This window comes from Verrucomicrobium sp. BvORR106 (genome assembly GCF_000739655.1).
Classification (GTDB): Bacteria; Verrucomicrobiota; Verrucomicrobiia; order Verrucomicrobiales; family Verrucomicrobiaceae; genus Verrucomicrobium.
The window spans coordinates 1-17,775 of the sequence record NZ_BATR01000090.1; the positions used below are offsets into that span (position 1 = coordinate 1).

The window sequence follows — 17,775 nt, forward strand, 5'->3', positions numbered from 1 at the left end:
TGATTCATTGCTATGACATCAAGAGTTAAAAGTTAAGAGTTAAGAGTGAAAATGGGGGAGGGCGCGGGGTGGGTTCATGGACGGCCTGTTCCCCGTGTGACCTCTCGAACCATGAAAACACCGCGTTTCCTCGGCTCCCTGGCCGCCAGCCTCGTGCTGGCGGGTTCCCTGCTTCCGCTGGTTCAGGTACAGGTTCACGGGGCCAACTGGCCCTCCTGGCGGGGGCCCAATGGTGATGGGGTCACGGAGGAGACCGGCCTGCCCACCACCTGGAGCGCCACCTCCGCCAATGTGAAGTGGAAGGTGCCCCTCCCGGACCGGGGCAACTCCACTCCCGTGGTCTGGGGGGACAAGGTCTTCCTCACCCAGGCTGCCCCCGGCAACCGTCGCGAGCTCATGTGCCTGGACCGCAAGACGGGCAAGGTGCTCTGGCAGCAGGGCGTGACCTTCAACGAACCCGAGACCACCCACGCCACCAATCCCTACTGCTCCGCCTCACCCGCCACCGATGGCGAGCGGATCGTGGTGTCCTTCGGCTCCGCCGGGCTCTATGCCTACGACTTCGCCGGGAAGGAGCTCTGGCACCGCACGGATCTCGGGAAACAACATCACATCTGGGGCAATGCCGCCTCACCCGTGCTGGCCGGTGACCGGGTATTCTTGAACTTCGGCCCCGGGGAGAACACCGCCCTGCTCTGCGTGGACAAGAAGACCGGCAAAACCCTCTGGGAGCACAAGGAACCCGGCGGCGCTTCGGGCGAGGAGGGGAACAAAACCTGGCTCGGCTCCTGGAGCGATCCACTGCTGCGGAAGGTCGGCAGCCGCTACGAGCTCATCATGACCTACCCGGGGCGCGCCTGCGCGTTCGACCCCATGACGGGCAAGGAGCTCTGGACCTGCGCCGGGCTGAACCCCCTGGTGTACAATTCTCCCCTCTATGCCGATGGCATCGTGGTTGGCATGGGCGGCTTTGGCGGCATGGCCCTCGCCGTGAGGGCCGGCGGCAGTGGCGATGTGACCGCCACCCACCGCCTCTGGCACCTGCCCAAGGTCAGCCAGCGCATCGGCAGCGGTGTCCTCTACGAAGGGCGGCACTACATTCTTAGCGATGGCGGTATCGCCGAGTGCCGCGACCTCAAGACCGGCGAGATGGTCTGGAGCGAGCGCCTCAAAGGCCCCGGCCCCAGCGGGCAAAACTGGTCCTCCCTCGTCCGCAGCGGCGATCTCCTCTACGCCGTGAACCAGGGCGGTGACACCTTCATCTTCAAAGCAGGTCCCAAGTTTGAACTTGTTTCAACGAACTCCCTCGGCGAGCGCGTCATCGCCTCCATCGCCGTGTCAGACGGGGAGCTGTTTATTCGCGGGTACAAAAACCTTTGGTGTATAGGCCGGGAGTGATTGGAGGTGGGGGTGCGGTCAGTGGCTTCGGAGCCCAGTGCGTCAGTGGGCAGTGCGTCAGTGGTCAAGGTGTTTGACGATCAATCTAGACGAAGACGCCCATCACCTTGCGGAAGCTGGATGCTGTTCGTAGTACAAACTTTAGTTTGCTCAGGACGTGGTGAGCATCTCCTGACCGCCTAAATGCGGAGCTCCAACCCTGGTGCGGATCTACAACAAAGTGAGGTGTCCTCTCCCGCTGCTCAAGTTTCAGGAAACCTAGAACAGGGCATTTTCACTTCCAAGCTGTCCGCTGCATTCGCACCGTGGTTGGAGTTCCGCCTTTAGGCGGTGAAGCTGAAGTTCCATTTGCCGTCACCGGAACAATGTGCGGTCGCATCGGTTTACGCCTGCCCGCCAACCTGAAGCTCGCAACCGACCGCCTGAGGCAAACTGAAGTTTGAACTACGAACATAACCCCAGTCTCCGACCGTGCCGCGCCCAAGCACTACGCACTACGCACCAACCACCTTCCCCGCCCTAAACGCCCCGGGCGGCAACCCGGTCATCCTGCGGAAATGCCGGGTGAACGCGCTCTGATCGCAAAACCCCGTGGCCACGGCGATGTCCGTGAGGCTGTCATCCGTCTGCGCCAGCAGGTGCAGGGCTTCATCCAGACGGATCTTCATGATGAGCTGCCGCGGGGTGATGTGAAACAACCTTTCCACGAGCTGGCCAAAGTGGTGCGCCGTCAGCCCGCTGAACTCCGCCAGCTCCTCCACGGAGGGCGGATTCGCCAGATGGGCCTGCACATGATCCAGCACCGCCGCGAGTTCCGGGAAACCACGGGCGGCTTCGCCCTTGGCATGCGTCTCCACATCCCGGGACACACCCATCACACCCGCGGGTTGCCCGGTCTTGGGAGTGGTCAGAGGGTACTTGTTGGTCAGACACCAGCCCCGGCGACCGCTGGGGTACAGGTGCAGCTCCAGTTGATCCAGCAGCGGCTTGCCCGTCTGCATCACCCGCTCATCCTGCTTCTCATATCGCGAGGCCAGCGCAGAGGGAAAGAGTTCGCCCGGACGCCTTCCCAGCAGCGCCGCCTTGTGCGCAAACCCGCAGCGCTCCACCAGCGTCCGGTTCACGCACCGGTAGCGGCCCTGGGGATCCTTGATGAAGAAGACCAGGTTGGGCAGATCGTCAAAGAGCCGCTCCAGCGGCAGCGCCACCGCTTCATTCACCGCCCCCACACCCGCCAGGGCGGCCAGGAAGTTGGGTGGGGTGGGGTCGTTGGACATGAGCACATGGTAGCGGCGGACCCGCCGTGGACAAGCAGGATGAGAGGCCTTCGCTCCGGGGGAGACGTCTCCCCAAAACATTTCCAATATTCGGCTTTGTTGCTGGGGCGGACCTGGGCACACTGCGATCGTTCCCTTCCCAGCAGACTTCTCAGGATTTGCATGTCCCCCTCTGTTTTTCAACCTCCCGCCGGATTCCCCGTCACGGTCAGCATGCTGCCACCTCTTGACCGTTTTGTGGCAGAGTTGAGAGACATCTGGGACAGCCACCGGTTGACCAATGCGGGGCCGAAGGTGCAGGATTTTGAAGCGGCCCTCCGTGACCAGTTGGGCACCCCCCATTGTTTGACCTTTTGCAACGGCGGGGCGGCCCTCCTGGCGGGGATCGCGGCGCTGAAGCTGGAGGGGGAGGTGGTGACCACGCCTTTCACGTTTCCCGGCACCACGCACTGTCTGGCGCTCAACCGTCTGACGCCCGTCTTTGCGGATGTGGATCCCGTCACGTACAATCTGGACCCTGCGGCGATTGAGGCGGCCATCACGCCGCGCACCTCGGCCATTCTCGCGGTGCATGTCTTTGGGCAGCCCTGCGATGTGGAGGCCATCGAGGACATCGCGCGCCGTCGCGGGGTGAAGGTGATCTATGACGGAGCGCATGCGTTCGGCGTCCGGGTGCGAGGAAGAAGCATCGCGGACTTCGGGGATGTGCAGATGTTCAGCTTCAATGCCACCAAGCTCCTGACCACCGGGGAGGGGGGCTGCCTTGTGTACAAGGATGCCGCGCTGGAAAATGATCTGCGGCGTCTCCGACGCTGGGGCATGCTGGAGGAGGGGGATGTGACCATGCCCGGGGCCAACGGTATGCTCTCGGAAATCCATGCCGCGCTCGGCATCTGCAACCTGGAGCAGCTCGAAGAGGAAAGACGGCTGCGGAAAGAGGTGGTCGCGGCCTACCGGGAGCACCTGGCCGGGTTGCAAGGTGTGGAGCTTCCCTTTGAGGCGCTGGAGATTGAGCCGGCGCTCGCGTACTTTGTCATCCGCATCACGCCCGAGTTTGGGTGCAGCCGGGATGCCGTGTTGCAACGGCTGCGGGACCAGGGCGTGATGGCGCGGCGGTACTTTTACCCCCTGTGCAGCCGTCTGCCATGCTACGCCCACCTGCCCGGGGCGGAACCAGGGGCCACCCCGCAGGCTGCCCGGATTGCGGAGGAGGTTATGTCCTTGCCGCTGTATGGAGGTCTGGGAAGGGCGGGGGTGGAACAGGTGTGCCAGATCATCGCAACCGCACAAGCTGACCGATGATGCCGCGAGTCTCTGTCATCATCCCAAGCTACAATCACGAGGCCTTCGTGGCAGAGAGCGTGCAGAGCGTGCTGGATCAGACCGGGGTGGAAGTGGAGGTCGTCGTGTGTGACGACGCGTCCACCGACTGCTCGGTGTCGATCCTGCGGGGCATCCGCGATCCACGGTTGAAGCTGTTGGTTCACCCCCACAACCTTGGGGCCTCTACAGCAGCCCGGCATGCCCTGGCGGTGGCCACCGGGGACTACGTGGCCCGGCTGGGCTCTGATGACGTGTGCCTGCCCGGCCGGCTGGCGTTGCAGGCGGCCTATCTGCAGGCGCATCCGGAAGTGGGCAGTGTGCTCGGCCAGCCGGAGTTCATTGACGACCAGAGCCATCCCATCGCGCCGCCTCCGCTTTTTGACGGGCTGTTTGCGATGGAAAACCGCCGCCGGGAAGCGTGGCTGCAGCGGTTCTTCGTGCATGGGAACTGCTTCTGCATGCCCACCTCCATGTTCCGCCGGGCCGAGGCTGCCCACGTGGATCCACCGCGGGACACCTTCCGTCATCTGCCGGACTTCGAGTACTGGGTGCGCTATTGCCTGAAGGCGGAGGTGCACATCCTGCCTGACAAAGTGACGGGATTCCGTCTGCGGACGGACAATGGCAACCTCTCCGCGCCCGGCCCGGAAAAGGAGGCGGAGAAGGTGATGGAGGAGCTGGCGGTGCTTCGACATTTCATCGAACCCGAAGGGCTCGTGGCCATGGAGCTGCCTCCGGGTGCGGCCGGGAGGCTGGAGCTGGTGGAGCGGGCGATGGCGACGGGTCGGCCGGCGCATCGTCTCTTTGCCCTGCTCACCGCAGTGGAGACAGACTTCACCGGCGAGAACGAGACCACAAGGCAGGAGCTCGTGCTGCGGGCCAATGCGCTGCTGCGGGGCAGTGACGCGCTGGAGATGCTGGAGCGCGCACGGTTGAAGGCCGGCAATGCGGCCCTGCGCCGCTCACGGGACAAGGGGCGGGAAAAACAGGCCCGGCTGGAGAAGGAACTGGCCAGATGGCGCAGCTCCTGGGCGGGCCGGCTGCTGGGCAGGTGGATGCGTCCCCACGGGAACAAGGAGTCAACAAACAGGGAGGGGCAGCCGTGAAGATTCTCCTGCTTGGGGCCGCCCGCCACCAGGTGCCCGCGATTGAAGCCGCCCTGCGTGAAGGGTGGGAGGTCTTCACCGCGGACAATGTTCCCGCGAACCCGGGCCACCGGCTGGCGACCCGGAGCTTTGACGTCAGCGCCGCAGATCCGGATGCCGTCACGCGACTGGCGGAGGAGCTTGGGGTGGATGGGGTGCTCGGCTGTGCCTCGGAGGTGTGCGCCCGCACGGCTGCGCAGGTGGCGGCGCGACTCGGGTTGCCGGGTTCACCTCCAGAGGCAGTCGAGACTCTTTCCTTCAAGGATGCCTTCCGGAAGTGCACGCAGTCGGCGGGTTTGCAAACGCTTGCCTGGAGGTGCTGGGGTCGGGACGAGGCAGAAATGGCGGAGGCCTGGGCGGGCCGGATATCAGCGGGGGTGGTGGTGAAGCCGGTGGACAGCAGCGGGGGGCGTGGGGTCACGGTTCAACCCGATCACTTTCGCGATGCCTTTGAGCGGGCCATGGCGGCCTCACGAGTGGGGCGCGTGGTGGTGGAGGAACGGGTAGTGCCGGTGGGCGGTCAGTTCGGGGGTGATGGGTGGATGGAGCAGGGCCGCTTGAAGTTTTTGCACTGCTTTGACAATGCCACGCTGCCGCCTCCGGATAATGGGGCTGCCATCCAGGAGACCTTTCCCTGCGGGCACGATGCGGGGTCGTTGGAGGTTATGAGGACCCATCTGGAAGCGTTGATGAAGGCGTGCGGTTACACCCGGGGGCCTTTCAATTTTGACGGTTGTTTCCTGAAGGACGGCCGTCCGTTTGTGTTTGAGATCGGCCCGCGCAACGGGGGCAACTTCATCCCCCACCAGATTCAGCAGCAGACGGGCGTGGATCTGACCACCGCGGCGGTCCGGTCGGCGGTGGACCTGGAGTTTGAGTTGGCAGTGCCTGTGCCTGGGCGGGGTGAGGGCGGGGAGCCACGTTTCCATGCGACCTGGGTGGTGCATGCCCGCCAGACCGGCATCTTGAGGGAGGTCAAGCTGGCGCAAGAGCTGGCCCCGTATGTCCAGGAGTTGATTCCCTATGTCTCCCCCGGAGCGCCCGTGCGTCCCTTTGCCATGTCTGGCGATGCGCTGGGCATGCTTTTACTTCAGTTTCCCAATCGCGCAGAAATGCACGGGGTGATGGCGCGGATGCCCGCCTTGTGCCAGATACATCTAGAACCTACCCCCTCTCATGAGCCATGAGTGAACTCCTCGCAGACTCCCTGGCGCATGCGACTCTGGATGGCACCTGGATGGGGAAGCCTGCCAGCGCCACGTTTGCCGCGCTGGATGCCACGCTGGAACTGCACGGCTACGCCTTTGCCTGCGCGATGGGCATGTGGGGCATGGACGGGTATGATGCCGAAGCCTATGCCGCCGCCTGCCAGCCGTATGCGCGGCTGGTGCCGGTGGCGGGATTCAAGCCGGAGCGCTCGCAGACCTTGCGTGGGGAGCTCACGCGGCTGAGGGAGCTGGGCTACCGGGGCATCAAGCTGCACCCGCGCTTCTCCAGGCTGGATATTGCAGACCCCTTGATTGGGAAGACGATGGAGATCGCCGGGCAGCTTGGCCTGGTGGTCTTCTGGTGCACGTTGCTGCATACCACGATCGACGAGTGGCAGGAGGCCGATCCGCTTTTGACGCTCGTCCGGCAGTTGAAGGCCGCGCCCTCGGCCCGGGTGATCCTGCTGCACGGCGGGGATGTGGATCTCATGCGGTACATGCAACTGGTGCGGTTCAATGACCGGCTGCTGCTGGATCTCTCCCACACGATTGCCAAGTATCCCGGGAGTTCGCTGGAGTTGGATATTCAGTATCTCTTCCGGCACTTTGACCAGCGCCTGTGTCTGGGGACTGACTGGCCGCAGTTTTCCCATGCACAACTCCGGGGGCTCTATGAGCGCTTCTCGGAGGGGTTGGAGGAAGGGAAGCGCGTGAATATCGCGCATGGGAATCTGGCACGCTTCTTGGGCGTAGGGTAAGTGACACAGGCGTCCCGCCTGTGGGTGCTACCGGCATCTTGCCGGTTGGTTTGGTGGTGATTGGGGTTCGAGGTAATGGAGGAGAAATTGGGGTGAACTGAGCCGACCAAAGTCGGTACTCCAATCCTGCTGGCGGAATGGAGGGGGGAAGTTCCGCTCTTAGGCGGTGAAGCTGGTGTCTCCCGCGAAGTGGGTCAGTGTTGGAGTACCGACTTTAGTCGGCCGTAGCTTTGCTCTGCGCCAAGGGAAGCAGTTTCAGCATCGAACCCAAGCCGATCCCCCGGCTCATGTCTTCCAGTCTTCTGTCTCCCCTTACCGATCCGGAGACAACATCTCGAACCCGTCAAACCCGGCGGGCTCCCGATCCACGAGGCGACCTACCACCTCACCCGTGACCGGTGCCAGGCTCAAGCCCATCATGCCATGGCCGGTGGCGATGACGAGGTTGTCTGCAGCCTGGGTGCGGCCGAGATAGGGGAGGCCATCCGGCGGGCAGGGGCGGAAGCCGTACCAGGGGGCCACGCCTTCGAAGTGTTCGCGGCGGAACCTGGGGTAGTACTGGGGCACGGCTTTCAGGATGCCCTCGATGCGGCGGCGGGCCACGGTTTCATTCATGCCGGCGATCTCCATGGTGCCGCCGATGCGCAGGCTGCTGCCCATGGGGGTGGCGGCGACGCGGGCCTCGGTGAAGATGGCGCAGATCTGCGGCAGTTCCACGGGGGCGGGAAGGGTGAGGCTGTAGCCCTTGCCCGCCTGCATGGAGAGGCGCAGGCCGAGGTCGTGCACAAGTCCTGGCGACCAGGCGCCGCTGGCGAGCACGAACTCGTCCCCGGCGATCTCGTCGCCGGTGGAGGTGAGGGCCGCGACCACCCGCTTGCCTGATTTCCTGAAACCCGTCACTTCCACTTCATCCAGCACCTCGCCTCCCGCTGCCCGGATCAGTCTCAGCAGCGTGTTCACATACCGGTCCGGCTGGAGGTGGCAGTCTTGCGGAAAATACACGCTGCCGGCAATGTCCATGGTCACGGCGGGGTCCAGCTCGGCCGTGGCTCGGGCGTCCAGGATTTCGGCAGGGATACCCAGTGCGCGTGCTTTCTTCGCCGTCTGTGCCTCCTCGTCCAGACCGTGTTGCGTCTTGCAGAGCATCAGCAGGCCCTTTTTCACCAATCCAAATTCCTCTTTCTCCGCCAGGTCCGCATACAGCTTGCGGCTCGCGAGGCTCAGATCCCGCAGCAGCGGGGCACTACGCTCCACATGCGCTTTCGTGCTGGCCCGCCAGAACTTCAGACCCCAGGTGATCAGATCCCAGTCCAGACGTGGTTTGATGTAAAACGGCGACTCCGGGCTCAGCATCCACTTTAGCCCCATGGCCACCATGCCGGGTGCGGCCAGCGGGACAAAGTGGCTGGGCACCACCATCCCCGCATTCCCCAGGGAGGCCCCGCGACGCTGCGGATCCCGCTCGATCACCGTCACCCGGTGGCCGCGCTTCAGGCAGGCCAGAGCGGAGCTCAGGCCGATGACGCCGCCGCCGAGGATGACAATATGCCGTGACATGGGAGGGGGAGGGAAGAGGGGGAAGGGATAAGGGAAGAGGGAAGAGGGAATAACTAACTGATTCCCGAGGTCCACTTGCGGAATGGTTTGGCCAGCATCAGCAGCACCAAGGCACCGAGGCCGGAGGTGATGGCCACCTGCAGGAACACTCGTGGCATGGCATCGGGGGACTCGTGGTCTGTCGCTGCACCCGCGAGCAGTCCGGCCAGAAGATTGCCCGTGGCCGAGGAAAGGAACCAGATACCCATGCACTGCGTGGTGAGACGGCTGGGGGCCAGCTTGGTGACGAAGCTCAATCCCACCGGGCTCAGGGTCAGCTCCCCCCAGGTAAGCAGGAGATATGTGCCCAGCAGCCAGACGGGCAGCACCTTCCCCTGGGCCAGCGCCAGCTTGGCGGCAAATTGCAACACCACAAAGCCCAGCGCCAGCAGGAGCAGCGCTGAGGCAAACTTGGCTGCCACCGAGGGGAACCATCCGCGACAGGCCAGGGCCAGCCACAGCCAGGAAAATGCCGGGGCAAAGAGGATGACGAAAACGGGATTGATGGACTGGAACCAGCCCGTGGGGATCTCACTGCCAAACATCTGCCGGTCCGTGAAGCGCTCTGCAAAGAGGTTCATGGAAGAACCCGCCTGCTCAAACCCGGACCAGAACAGGGCGGAGGCGACAAAGAGGATGGCCAGCACACCGAGGCGCTTTTTCTCCTCCCCAGTGAGCCCGCCAAAGGCAAAAGCCCAGCCAAACCAGAGCACCGCCATGCCGACCAGCACCAGGCTGGTGTACTTGGCCACCAGCAGGGGATTGATGACCAGCACGCCGCTCAGCGCCAGCCCGGCCACCAGGATCACCACCCCAATCGCCGCTCCCACCGCGGTCCAGTGTCGTCTCGGTGTAGAGCTGGGATGAGCCGGTCGCACGCCTGCATCGCCCATGTGGTGCTGGGTCAGCGCATACTGGATCACCCCGGCGATCATGCCCACACCAGCGGCACCGAACCCCCAGTGCCAGTCCCATTTCTCCCCCAGCCAGCCGCAGATCATGGGACCGAGGAAACCACCCACATTCACTCCCATGTAGAAGAGCGTGAATCCCGCGTCTCGCCGCGCGCCACCTTCAGGGTAGAGCTGGCCCACTAGCGAGCTCGCACAGGGCTTGAGCAAGGCGGTGCCCATCACCACCAGCAGCAGCCCGGTGAAAAAGGTCGTGTTCCCCGGTATCGCTAGGCTCAGGTGGCCCATCGCAATGATGATGCCGCCGTACAGCACCGCCTGCCGCGGAGAGATCAACCGGTCCGCCACCCAGCCACCGGGCAGCGCCACCAGATACACCCCACAAACATAAAGTCCGTAGATCGCCGCCGCCATCTTGTCCGGCAACCCCATGCCTCCCTCCACAGGCAGCGCCGTCATGTAAAGGATCAGCAGCGCCCGCATCCCGTAGTAGCTCATGCGCTCCCACATTTCCGTGAAGAAGAGCGTGTAGATGCCGCGGGGGTGGCGGAGCGAAGCGGAGCTGGCGGGTGGCGTGGCTGTCATGGGTGCGGCGGTCTGTGAGTGCCAGTGGGCAGTTGTCAGTGGTCAAGGTGTCGCAACTGGCGTCCTGAGTGGGGCTGGCTTCGGCTTCCTGATGCTTGAAGTTTGAAGTTTGAAGTTTGTCGCGGCCCAGTGCCTCAGGTTCATGACTGCCACAGCAGGCTTGGGACCGAATTGATGCTCCATTCCTAATTCCTCATTCAGCATTCCTAATTTTTCCCCGCTCCCAGCCAGCGTGCAAAAAACTCCGCCCTCCTCCGGCTCGCATACGGTGTTTCTGCCGCGCCATGTCCGGTGTTGGTCATGATGAGCAGCTCGTAGTCCTTGTCCGCCCGTTGCAGGGCGTTTGCCACCTGCAGGGTGGAGGCCGGGTCCACGTTCTTGTCCAGCTCACCCACCACCAGCATGAGGTGCCCCTGCAGCTTGCCGGCGTCTTCCACATTGGAGTTGAGTTTGTAGCTGTCATCCATCGGCCAGCCCAGCCACTGCTCGTTCCACCAGATCTTGTCCATGCGGTTGTCGTGGCAGCCGCAGTCCGCCACGGCCGCTTTGTAGAAGTCGTGATGATCCAGCAGGGCTCTCGTGGCGCTCTGCCCCCCGGCAGAGCCGCCATAGATGCCCACGCGGTTCACATCCATCCAGGGCCTGGTGGCGGCCGCCGCCTTGATCCAGGCGATGCGGTCCGGAAAGCCGGCGTCTTTGAGGTTCTTCCAGCTCACGTCGTGGAAGACCTTGCCACGATGGTTCGTGCCCATGCCATCTGCCTGCACGATCACAAAACCCATCTGCGCCAGGGTTTGCTGCCGGAGCAGGCGACCAAATTCCTTGGGGGCAAAGCTGCCGTGCGGCCCGGCATAGATCTCCTCCAGCACGGGCGAGGGCTTTTTGGCATCCATGCCCGCTGGCTTGATGATGATGCCGTGGATGTCCGTCTTGCCATCGCGACCCTTGGCCACAAAACGCTCCGGCATGGACCAGCCCGTGGCCAGCAGGGCGGAGATGTCCGCGCGCTCCAGTTCCTTGATCAACGTGCCGTCGGCACTGCGACGCAGCTCCGTGACCGGAGGCTGGTCGGCGCGTGACCAGGTATCGATGAAACAAGCCCGGTCGGGGGAGAATGTGATCTTGTGCGTGCCGTCGCCCTCCGTCAGCCTCACAAAGCCTGTGCCGTCCAGATTCACCCGGCAGAGGTGGAGGTGGTAGGGATCCTCCTCCGGCCGCACGCCTCCGGCCAGGAACCACACCTGGCGTTTCACGGCATCCACGTGCTCCACCTTCCGCACCACCCAGGAGCCTTTGGTGATCTGGAGCTTGGGCTGACCGGTCGCCACGTCGTAGAGCCAGAGGTGGCACCAGCCATCGCGCTCACTGGTCCAGAGGAGTTCGCCCGTGCCCTCCAGCCACTCGCGGTAGGTCTTGTTCGTGTAGTCGATGAACGTCTTGCTCGTCTCCTCCACCACCGTGCGCACGGCGCCCGTGGCGGCATTCACCGCGAGGATGCGGTAGAGCTGGTGGCCGCGCTGGTTGTAGTTGAAGTAGAATTCATCGCCCTTCTCCGACCAGCGCACATCCAGATCCGGGCCCTCCGCAAAGGGATTGGGAAACAACGCGTTGTCCGGCAGCATCGCCCGCCGCTCCGCCACCTGTACCAGCACCGGCCGCGGCCGGGGCAGTTCATCGCCCGGTTTCAGATAGTTCAGTGTCTGCACCCTGGGTTGCAACTGGTCGGCCGGGGAGGACTGCACGATGCTAATCTTGCGTCCCGGGATCTCGTGCTGGCGCATGAAGACCACGTGCCGGGAGTCAGGGGCCCACTCCACCGGACCGCTGCAGCGGGTCTTGTCCTCTGCGGGCAGCTCCAGCTTCGAGGCCTCGTTGTTCTCCAGATTCACGAGGTAGGGCTGGTCATCGCGGAACTCCAGGCGCCATTTCTTGTCGGGGGAAAGACGGTTGTGCTCCTGCTTCTCCGTGCGCGGATCTTTGGGCGGTTCGCCCGTGCCATCGATTGCCACCTCCAGCGTGCCCTCCCGGGCCTCGAACGCGCGCAACGGCTTGCCCAGCGCATTCACCACCACCCAGACGTGGCCGGCAAAGGTCTCCAGTTCCCGGTCATCGCCCGCCTGGATGCGTCCGTAGCTGCGCCGCTGCCCGTCTAAGTCGCTCCAGAAGAGTTCCACAGGTTCCTTCGTGTGATTCAGCACGCGGAGCTGGCTTTTGGGGCCAGTGCTGCGGGTGCCTCGGATCGCCGGCAGGTCCACCTCGCGACCATTCGTTGGCAAGCCCAGCTCTTCCACTGTCGCGGCCCGTTTCACGGTCCCGGTGATGGAATCCACCAGCGCGTACTCCCGGTTCTTCGGCCCCGTGTTCACGCTGTACCAGAACTTGCGCCCGTCCTCCAGCCAGTGCGGGCTCACCTCCGCGCGGAAGATCGTGTTTTCCGTGCGAGAGGCCAGGGCGCGTGCTTCAGGGTAATCCAGCGGGGCAGCGAGGGCCAGCACGGGCAGTGCGAGTGAGACGAGGAGGGGCGTGTAGTACATCGGAGAGATCAGTGCGTCAGTACGTCGGTGCGTCAGTGGACAGGGCGTTGGTATCGAAATTGTACGGAGTACATGCTTCAGCTTGCGTTTGGCTCATAACTCATAACTTTTAACCCCTCACCTCCTCTCACCTGATACCCCAGCAGAAGGGGTCGGTGGCGTCGAGTAAAAGCGTGGCTTCCGCGCACACATGCGCCGTGCCGCTGATCCGGGGCAGGAGGGTGCCGGCCTCACGGTCCAGCCAGGTGTAGCAGGCGGTGAAGGTGCTGCCGATGATGCTTTCCTGAACCCAGGGGATGTCTGGACCCAACAGCCCCCGCGTGGCCAGGCTGGCCAGCTTCGCGCTGGTGCCGGTACCACAGGGGGAGCGATCATACGCTCCGCCGGGACAGAGCACGAAGTTCCGCGAATGCCCGCCCGACTGCGGCGGGCCGAAGAGCTCCACGTGATCCACCTCCGGGTGCCCTTGTTCATTCACCGCCTGGCGGATGTTTCCTGAAACTTCGAGCAGGCGCGGGATGTTGGCGCGGGAAAGTTCCTCCCCATGCCGGGTGACGAGGAAAAACCAGTTCCCGCCCCAGGCCACATCCCCGGTCACCTCTCCGAGACCGGGCACCTGCACGGTGACATCCTGCGCCTTCAGAAACGCAGGCACATTGGTGAGGCTGGCCTTGTTGCCGCCCTCCCAGTGCGCCTGCACCACCCCGGCGGGGGTCTCGATGCTGAGCGGGCCTGGCTGGATGCGACCCTGATGGCCAAGTGTGATGACCACCCCCAGGGTGCCGTGGCCGCACATGCCCAGATACCCCACGTTGTTGAAGAAAATCACTCCGGCTGTGCACGTGGGATCGCTGGGGGGCACCAGCAGTGCGCCCACGATCACATCATTGCCGCGGGGTTCATTCACCACCGCGCGACGGAAGGCATCCTGCGTCTCGCGAAACACCACGAGCTGTTCCGCCACAGTGCCGCCACCCAGATCCGGACCGCCGCTGATGACGGTGCGCGTCGGCTCGCCTCCCGTGTGGGAGTCGATGACCTGCACGCGTTGAAGCGGTACATTCATCGAGGGCGTTTCCCTCCCTTGGCATTCCGGTTCATGAGCTCCTCGATCGCCGCTGCCTCCATCGGGATGTCATGCATCAGGCTCTGGGCGCCGTCTTCGGTGATGAGCAGCGTGTCCTCCAGGCGCACCGCCAGGCCTTCCTCCTTGATGTAGATCGCCGGTTCGCAGGTCATCACCCAGCCGGGTTGCAGCGGGGCATCCACCGGCTGCACATCGTGCACATCCAGGCCGATCGGATGGCCCACGCCGTGCATGAAGTATTTCATGAGCGCCTTCTTCTCCGGACCCTGGGCACGCACCTGTTTCAGGGTGATGAGCTTCAGGTCCACCAGTTCCTTCTGCACCGTCTCCTGAGCAAAGGCCCGCCAGTCCTTGGCCAGCAGCCCCGGTTTCAAGGCGGCGGCGCAGGTGGTGTAAGCGCGGAACACGGCGTCATACACCTGCCGCTGGCGTGGGGTGAACCGCCCGCTCACGGGGATGGTCCGCGTCATGTCGGAGCAATAGTTGCCGTACGAGGAGCCAACGTCCAGCAGCAGCATCTCGCCCTCCTGGCACACGGCGCTGTTCTGGATGTAGTGCAGCCCCAGCGCATTCGCCCCGGAGGCGATGATCGGGCTGTAGGCAAACTTTGCGCCCTGGGAGATGAACTCATGGGCAAACTCCGCCTCCACCTGGTTCTCCGTCACGCCGGGTTTCACAAAGCGGGCCACACGTGCGAACCCGTCCCGCGTGATCGTGCAGGCGTTCCGGATCAGATCCACCTCGGTGGCGGACTTCACGGGGCGCAACTGGTGCAGCAGCCGCGCCAGCCGGTGGCAGGTGTGGAGCGGGTAGCGTTCCCGCGTCTCTTTGACAAACCGTGCCTCCCGCGTCTCCACCACCACCTGGGCACGGGGATGTTCGTTGGCATTCAAGTACACGCCCTCCGCCTCACACATGAGGGCGTGAAAAATGGCAGGGAAAGCCCCCAGCCACTCCACCCGGGCGATGCCGCTGATCTTGGTCGCCTTCTCCCTGCTGAGCTTTGCGCCCTCCCAGATCTGCACGTGCTCCGTGGGCTCTCGCAGAAAGAGGATCTCGCGGTTCTTCGCCTCATGGGAACCGGGAAACAACACGAGGAGGCTCTCCTCCTGCTCCACACCGGTGAGGTAAAAGAGATCTGCCCCCGGATGCAACACCAGCGAGCCATCCGCATTGGTCGGCAGCACATCATTGTTGTTCACTACCGCCAGGCAGTTGGACTGCATCAGCGCCGAGAGACGGGCGCGGTTCTCAACAAACAAACCAGAATCAATCGGCGAGTGCTTCATATATCGTCCCTTCCTTTGAGGTTCTAGAATGGGTCATGCCACCGTCGGTGCGCCCGCGATGCCCTCGTGAATGACCTTGAGCACAGCCTCCCGCTCTGCGCCGCTCAGTGGCAGGCGCGGTGCGCGCGTCCACTCCTTGCCCAGGCCGCATTCCTGCACGCAGAGTTTGATGTACTGCACAAACTTGATGTGCACATCCAGGTGCAGCAGCGGGGTGAACCACCGGTAGATCGCCACGGCCTCCTGCCAGCGGCCAGCCTGCATGAGGTCCCAGAGATGTTGATTCTGTTTGGGGAAGGCGATCCCCGTGCCCGCCACCCAGCCGTCGATGCCTAGAACCGCGGACTCCAGTGCGAGGTCATCCACCCCGGTGAAGATGGCGTAGCGGTCGCCCACGGTGTTGCGCAGGTCCGTGATGCGGCGCGTGTTTCCGGAGCTCTCCTTCAGCGCCACGAAGTTCTTCGTCTCCGCCAGTGCGGCGAACATCTCCGGCGTGATGTCATTTCCGTAGCTGATCGGGTTGTTGTAGATCATGATGGGCAGCCCGGTGGTGCCCGCCACGTGGCGGAAGTGCGCTAGCGTCTCCTCTGGATCCGGCGTCTTATAGCACATGGCCGGCATGAGCATGAAGCCATCCACCCCGGCGGCCTCGCAATCTTGCACATAGGTGGCAGCTTCTGCCGTGCTCGTCTCCGCCACGCCGGTGACCACGGGGATGCGTCCCTTGACGGCGTGCACCATTTCCTTCATCACCAGACGCTTCTCGGCGGCGGAGAGCATCTGGTTTTCCCCCAGGGAGCCCAGGAAGATCAGGCCGCGGATGCCGCTCTGGATCAGGACTTCCGCATGGGCGGCGGTCGCGTCCAGGTCGAGGGAGCCGTCGCGGTGCATCTGGGTGGTGATGGCCGGAAAGACGCCGGTCCAAGGGTGGGTGGTGCTCATCGTCCTCCACGCTAGCCACTTCTGTGGCCGGGATCTTGTCTGAATTCCCTGTCCAAAGTGGGATTTTTTCACAATCACTTCGCCGGATGCGGTCATAGACTTTGGAACCGACCCCTTTTCCATGAGCCTATCCGTCCTCGACATGTTCACCATCGGCATCGGGCCGAGCAGCTCCCACACCGTGGGGCCCATGCGCGCGGGTTGTCGCTTTGCCCATCGGCTGGCGGAGGCTGGGCTCATCAACTTGACCGCCCGGGTGGAGGCACACCTGTACGGCTCCCTGGCGCTGACAGGGAAGGGGCATGGCACGGACAAGGCGGTGCTCCTGGGCCTGGAGGGTGAGCTGCCGGAGAGCGTGGATGTTGATGAGGTGCCCTTCCGCCTGGAGCGCATACGGCGCGAGCGGACGCTGAACCTGGGCGGCACCCATGCCGTGCCTTTTGAGGAAAAGCGGGACCTGTTGTTTCATCGGCTCGAGAGCCTGCCCGCCCATCCCAACGGCCTCCGTTTTGCCGCGTACGATGCGGATGGGGGCGAGCTCCTCGCCAAGGTATACTACAGCATCGGTGGCGGCTTTGTGGTGCCGGAGGGCGCCGCCCAGCGCGATGAACTGCCCTCCCAGGAGGTGGTGCTGCCGCATCCCTACCGCAGCGGGGCCGAGCTCCTGGATCTCTGCGAAACGACCGGCCTCTCCGTCAGCGGATTGACTCTGGCGAATGAAGCCGCGTTCCGACCCGAGTCAGAAACCCGCGCCGCCCTGCTCAAGGTGTGGGCCGCCATGCAGGCGTGTGTGAAGCGGGGCAGCCGCAGTGAGGGCACCCTGCCAGGTGGGTTGAAGGTGCCGCGCCGCGCGCCCAAGTTGTTTCAAGAACTCTCCGACCGCCCCGAAGCCGCCCTGCAGGATCCGCTCGTCGCGCTGGATTGGGTGAGCCTCTGGGCCATGGCCGTGAACGAGGAAAACGCCGCCGGTGGTCGCGTGGTGACCGCCCCCACCAATGGCGCGGCAGGCATCGTGCCTGCGGTGCTGCATTATCTGGTGCGCGTGCACCGCGTGAAGGACGAGGACACGATTGTTCGCTTCCTGCTCACGGCCGGAGCCATCGCCATCTTGTACAAGCTCAACGCCTCCATCTCTGGTGCTGAAGTGGGCTGTCAGGGGGAGGTGGGCGTGGCCTGCTCCATGGCCGCCGGGGCCCTCTGTGAAGCCCTTGGCGGCAACCCACCGCAGGTGGAAAACGCTGCCGAGATCGGCATGGAGCACAACCTCGGCCTCACCTGCGATCCCGTGGGCGGCCTCGTGCAGATCCCCTGCATCGAGCGCAACGCGATGGGCTCCGTGAAAGCCATCCACGCCGCCCGCCTAGCCCTGCGCGGTGATGGGAAACACACCGTCTCCCTGGACAAGGTCATCGCCACCATGCGCCAGACCGGTGCCGACATGAGCAGCAAGTACAAGGAAACTTCTCGTGGCGGTCTCGCGGTGAACGTGACAGAGTGTTGACCGCACTTCGCGCGGAGACATCAGACTGCCAGACGCCAGACTTCAGACCTGAGGTCAGTCAGTGACACGGGCTTCCAGCCTGTGCGTGGTACCGGCGTCCCGCCGGTTCAGTGCGAGGGCATCTTGTGCCTCCTCCACCCTGGAGCTCCGCTCCCACTGCATTGGAGAGCGCACGCATCCTGCGTGCCGTTCCCGGCATCTTGCCGGGAATCTCAGGGGAG

The 17,775-nt window shown here is 64.0% G+C and carries 13 protein-coding genes; 6 read left to right on the forward strand and 7 right to left on the reverse strand.

Features of this window, described 5'->3' with window-relative positions:
• Positions 1-111: 111 nt before the first annotated feature.
• Complete coding sequence (locus BV106_RS13755; RefSeq protein WP_038165530.1) at positions 112-1,398, forward strand: PQQ-binding-like beta-propeller repeat protein; 1,287 nt, start codon at positions 112-114, stop codon at positions 1,396-1,398.
• Positions 1,399-1,892: 494 nt separating this feature from the next.
• On the opposite strand, the gene BV106_RS13760 is transcribed toward BV106_RS13755, so the two are convergent.
• A complete protein-coding gene (locus tag BV106_RS13760; RefSeq protein ID WP_051945777.1) occupies positions 1,893-2,675 on the reverse strand; it encodes an AraC family transcriptional regulator in 783 nt (260 codons plus the stop codon).
• Positions 2,676-2,837: 162 nt separating this feature from the next.
• Here BV106_RS13760 and BV106_RS13765 point away from each other — a divergent pair, with 162 nt between their 5' ends.
• Genes BV106_RS13765 through BV106_RS13780 form a run of 4 tightly spaced genes read left to right on the forward strand, consistent with a single transcriptional unit; the run spans position 2,838 to position 7,109 of the window.
• Positions 2,838-3,977: a DegT/DnrJ/EryC1/StrS family aminotransferase gene (locus BV106_RS13765; RefSeq protein WP_051945779.1), complete on the forward strand. Its 1,140-nt coding sequence runs from the start codon at positions 2,838-2,840 to the stop codon at positions 3,975-3,977.
• On the forward strand, positions 3,974-5,104 hold the full coding sequence (locus tag BV106_RS35540) for a glycosyltransferase (RefSeq protein ID WP_051945782.1): 1,131 nt from the start codon (positions 3,974-3,976) through the stop codon (positions 5,102-5,104). Before BV106_RS13765 ends, BV106_RS35540 begins: the two co-directional genes overlap by 4 nt.
• The gene (locus BV106_RS35545) at positions 5,101-6,330 is read left to right on the forward strand and encodes a hypothetical protein (protein ID WP_265595665.1); all 1,230 of its coding nucleotides are present in this window, start codon (positions 5,101-5,103) and stop codon (positions 6,328-6,330) included. The genes BV106_RS35540 and BV106_RS35545 overlap by 4 nt, the downstream gene beginning before the upstream one ends.
• A complete protein-coding gene (locus BV106_RS13780) occupies positions 6,327-7,109 on the forward strand; it encodes an amidohydrolase family protein (protein ID WP_038165532.1) in 783 nt (260 codons plus the stop codon). Before BV106_RS35545 ends, BV106_RS13780 begins: the two co-directional genes overlap by 4 nt.
• A gap of 312 nt (positions 7,110-7,421) precedes the next feature.
• Here the strand turns inward: BV106_RS13780 and BV106_RS13785 are convergent, their stop codons facing one another.
• The 6 genes from BV106_RS13785 to BV106_RS13810 form a co-directional block, all read right to left on the reverse strand.
• Positions 7,422-8,666, reverse strand: a complete 1,245-nt coding sequence (locus BV106_RS13785; RefSeq protein WP_038165533.1) for an FAD-dependent oxidoreductase — start codon at positions 8,664-8,666, stop codon at positions 7,422-7,424.
• A 53-nt stretch (positions 8,667-8,719) separates the two neighbouring features.
• Positions 8,720-10,201, reverse strand: coding sequence for a peptide MFS transporter (locus BV106_RS13790; protein ID WP_038165534.1), 1,482 nt, complete (start codon positions 10,199-10,201; stop codon positions 8,720-8,722).
• 206 nt (positions 10,202-10,407) lie between these two features.
• A complete protein-coding gene (locus tag BV106_RS13795) occupies positions 10,408-12,735 on the reverse strand; it encodes a prolyl oligopeptidase family serine peptidase (RefSeq protein ID WP_038165535.1) in 2,328 nt (775 codons plus the stop codon).
• A 127-nt stretch (positions 12,736-12,862) separates the two neighbouring features.
• Positions 12,863-13,801 carry a proline racemase family protein gene (locus BV106_RS13800; RefSeq protein ID WP_038165536.1) on the reverse strand — a complete coding sequence of 313 codons (939 nt, stop codon included), beginning with the start codon at positions 13,799-13,801 and terminating at the stop codon, positions 12,863-12,865.
• Positions 13,798-15,111 carry an aminopeptidase P family protein gene (locus BV106_RS13805; RefSeq protein ID WP_038165537.1) on the reverse strand — a complete coding sequence of 438 codons (1,314 nt, stop codon included), beginning with the start codon at positions 15,109-15,111 and terminating at the stop codon, positions 13,798-13,800. The genes BV106_RS13800 and BV106_RS13805 overlap by 4 nt, the downstream gene beginning before the upstream one ends.
• Before the next feature lie 33 nt (positions 15,112-15,144).
• Positions 15,145-16,053, reverse strand: coding sequence for a dihydrodipicolinate synthase family protein (locus BV106_RS13810; protein ID WP_038165538.1), 909 nt, complete (start codon positions 16,051-16,053; stop codon positions 15,145-15,147).
• 121 nt (positions 16,054-16,174) lie between these two features.
• On the opposite strand from BV106_RS13810, the gene BV106_RS13815 reads away from it, so the two are divergent.
• Positions 16,175-17,554, forward strand: coding sequence for an L-serine ammonia-lyase (locus tag BV106_RS13815; RefSeq protein WP_038165539.1), 1,380 nt, complete (start codon positions 16,175-16,177; stop codon positions 17,552-17,554).
• Positions 17,555-17,775: the final 221 nt, after the last annotated feature.

Coding starts and splice junctions, on each gene's coding strand:
- BV106_RS13760 (WP_051945777.1), bottom strand. CDS start 2,675: ATGTCCAACGACCCCACCCCACCCAACTTCCTGGCCGCCCTGGCGGGT.
- BV106_RS13800 (WP_038165536.1), bottom strand. CDS start 13,801: ATGAATGTACCGCTTCAACGCGTGCAGGTCATCGACTCCCACACGGGA.
- BV106_RS13815 (WP_038165539.1), top strand. CDS start 16,175: ATGAGCCTATCCGTCCTCGACATGTTCACCATCGGCATCGGGCCGAGC.
- BV106_RS13790 (WP_038165534.1), bottom strand. CDS start 10,201: ATGACAGCCACGCCACCCGCCAGCTCCGCTTCGCTCCGCCACCCCCGC.
- BV106_RS13805 (WP_038165537.1), bottom strand. CDS start 15,111: ATGAAGCACTCGCCGATTGATTCTGGTTTGTTTGTTGAGAACCGCGCC.
- BV106_RS35540 (WP_051945782.1), top strand. CDS start 3,974: ATGATGCCGCGAGTCTCTGTCATCATCCCAAGCTACAATCACGAGGCC.
- BV106_RS13780 (WP_038165532.1), top strand. CDS start 6,327: ATGAGTGAACTCCTCGCAGACTCCCTGGCGCATGCGACTCTGGATGGC.
- BV106_RS13785 (WP_038165533.1), bottom strand. CDS start 8,666: ATGTCACGGCATATTGTCATCCTCGGCGGCGGCGTCATCGGCCTGAGC.
- BV106_RS13765 (WP_051945779.1), top strand. CDS start 2,838: ATGTCCCCCTCTGTTTTTCAACCTCCCGCCGGATTCCCCGTCACGGTC.
- BV106_RS13755 (WP_038165530.1), top strand. CDS start 112: ATGAAAACACCGCGTTTCCTCGGCTCCCTGGCCGCCAGCCTCGTGCTG.
- BV106_RS13795 (WP_038165535.1), bottom strand. CDS start 12,735: ATGTACTACACGCCCCTCCTCGTCTCACTCGCACTGCCCGTGCTGGCC.
- BV106_RS13810 (WP_038165538.1), bottom strand. CDS start 16,053: ATGAGCACCACCCACCCTTGGACCGGCGTCTTTCCGGCCATCACCACC.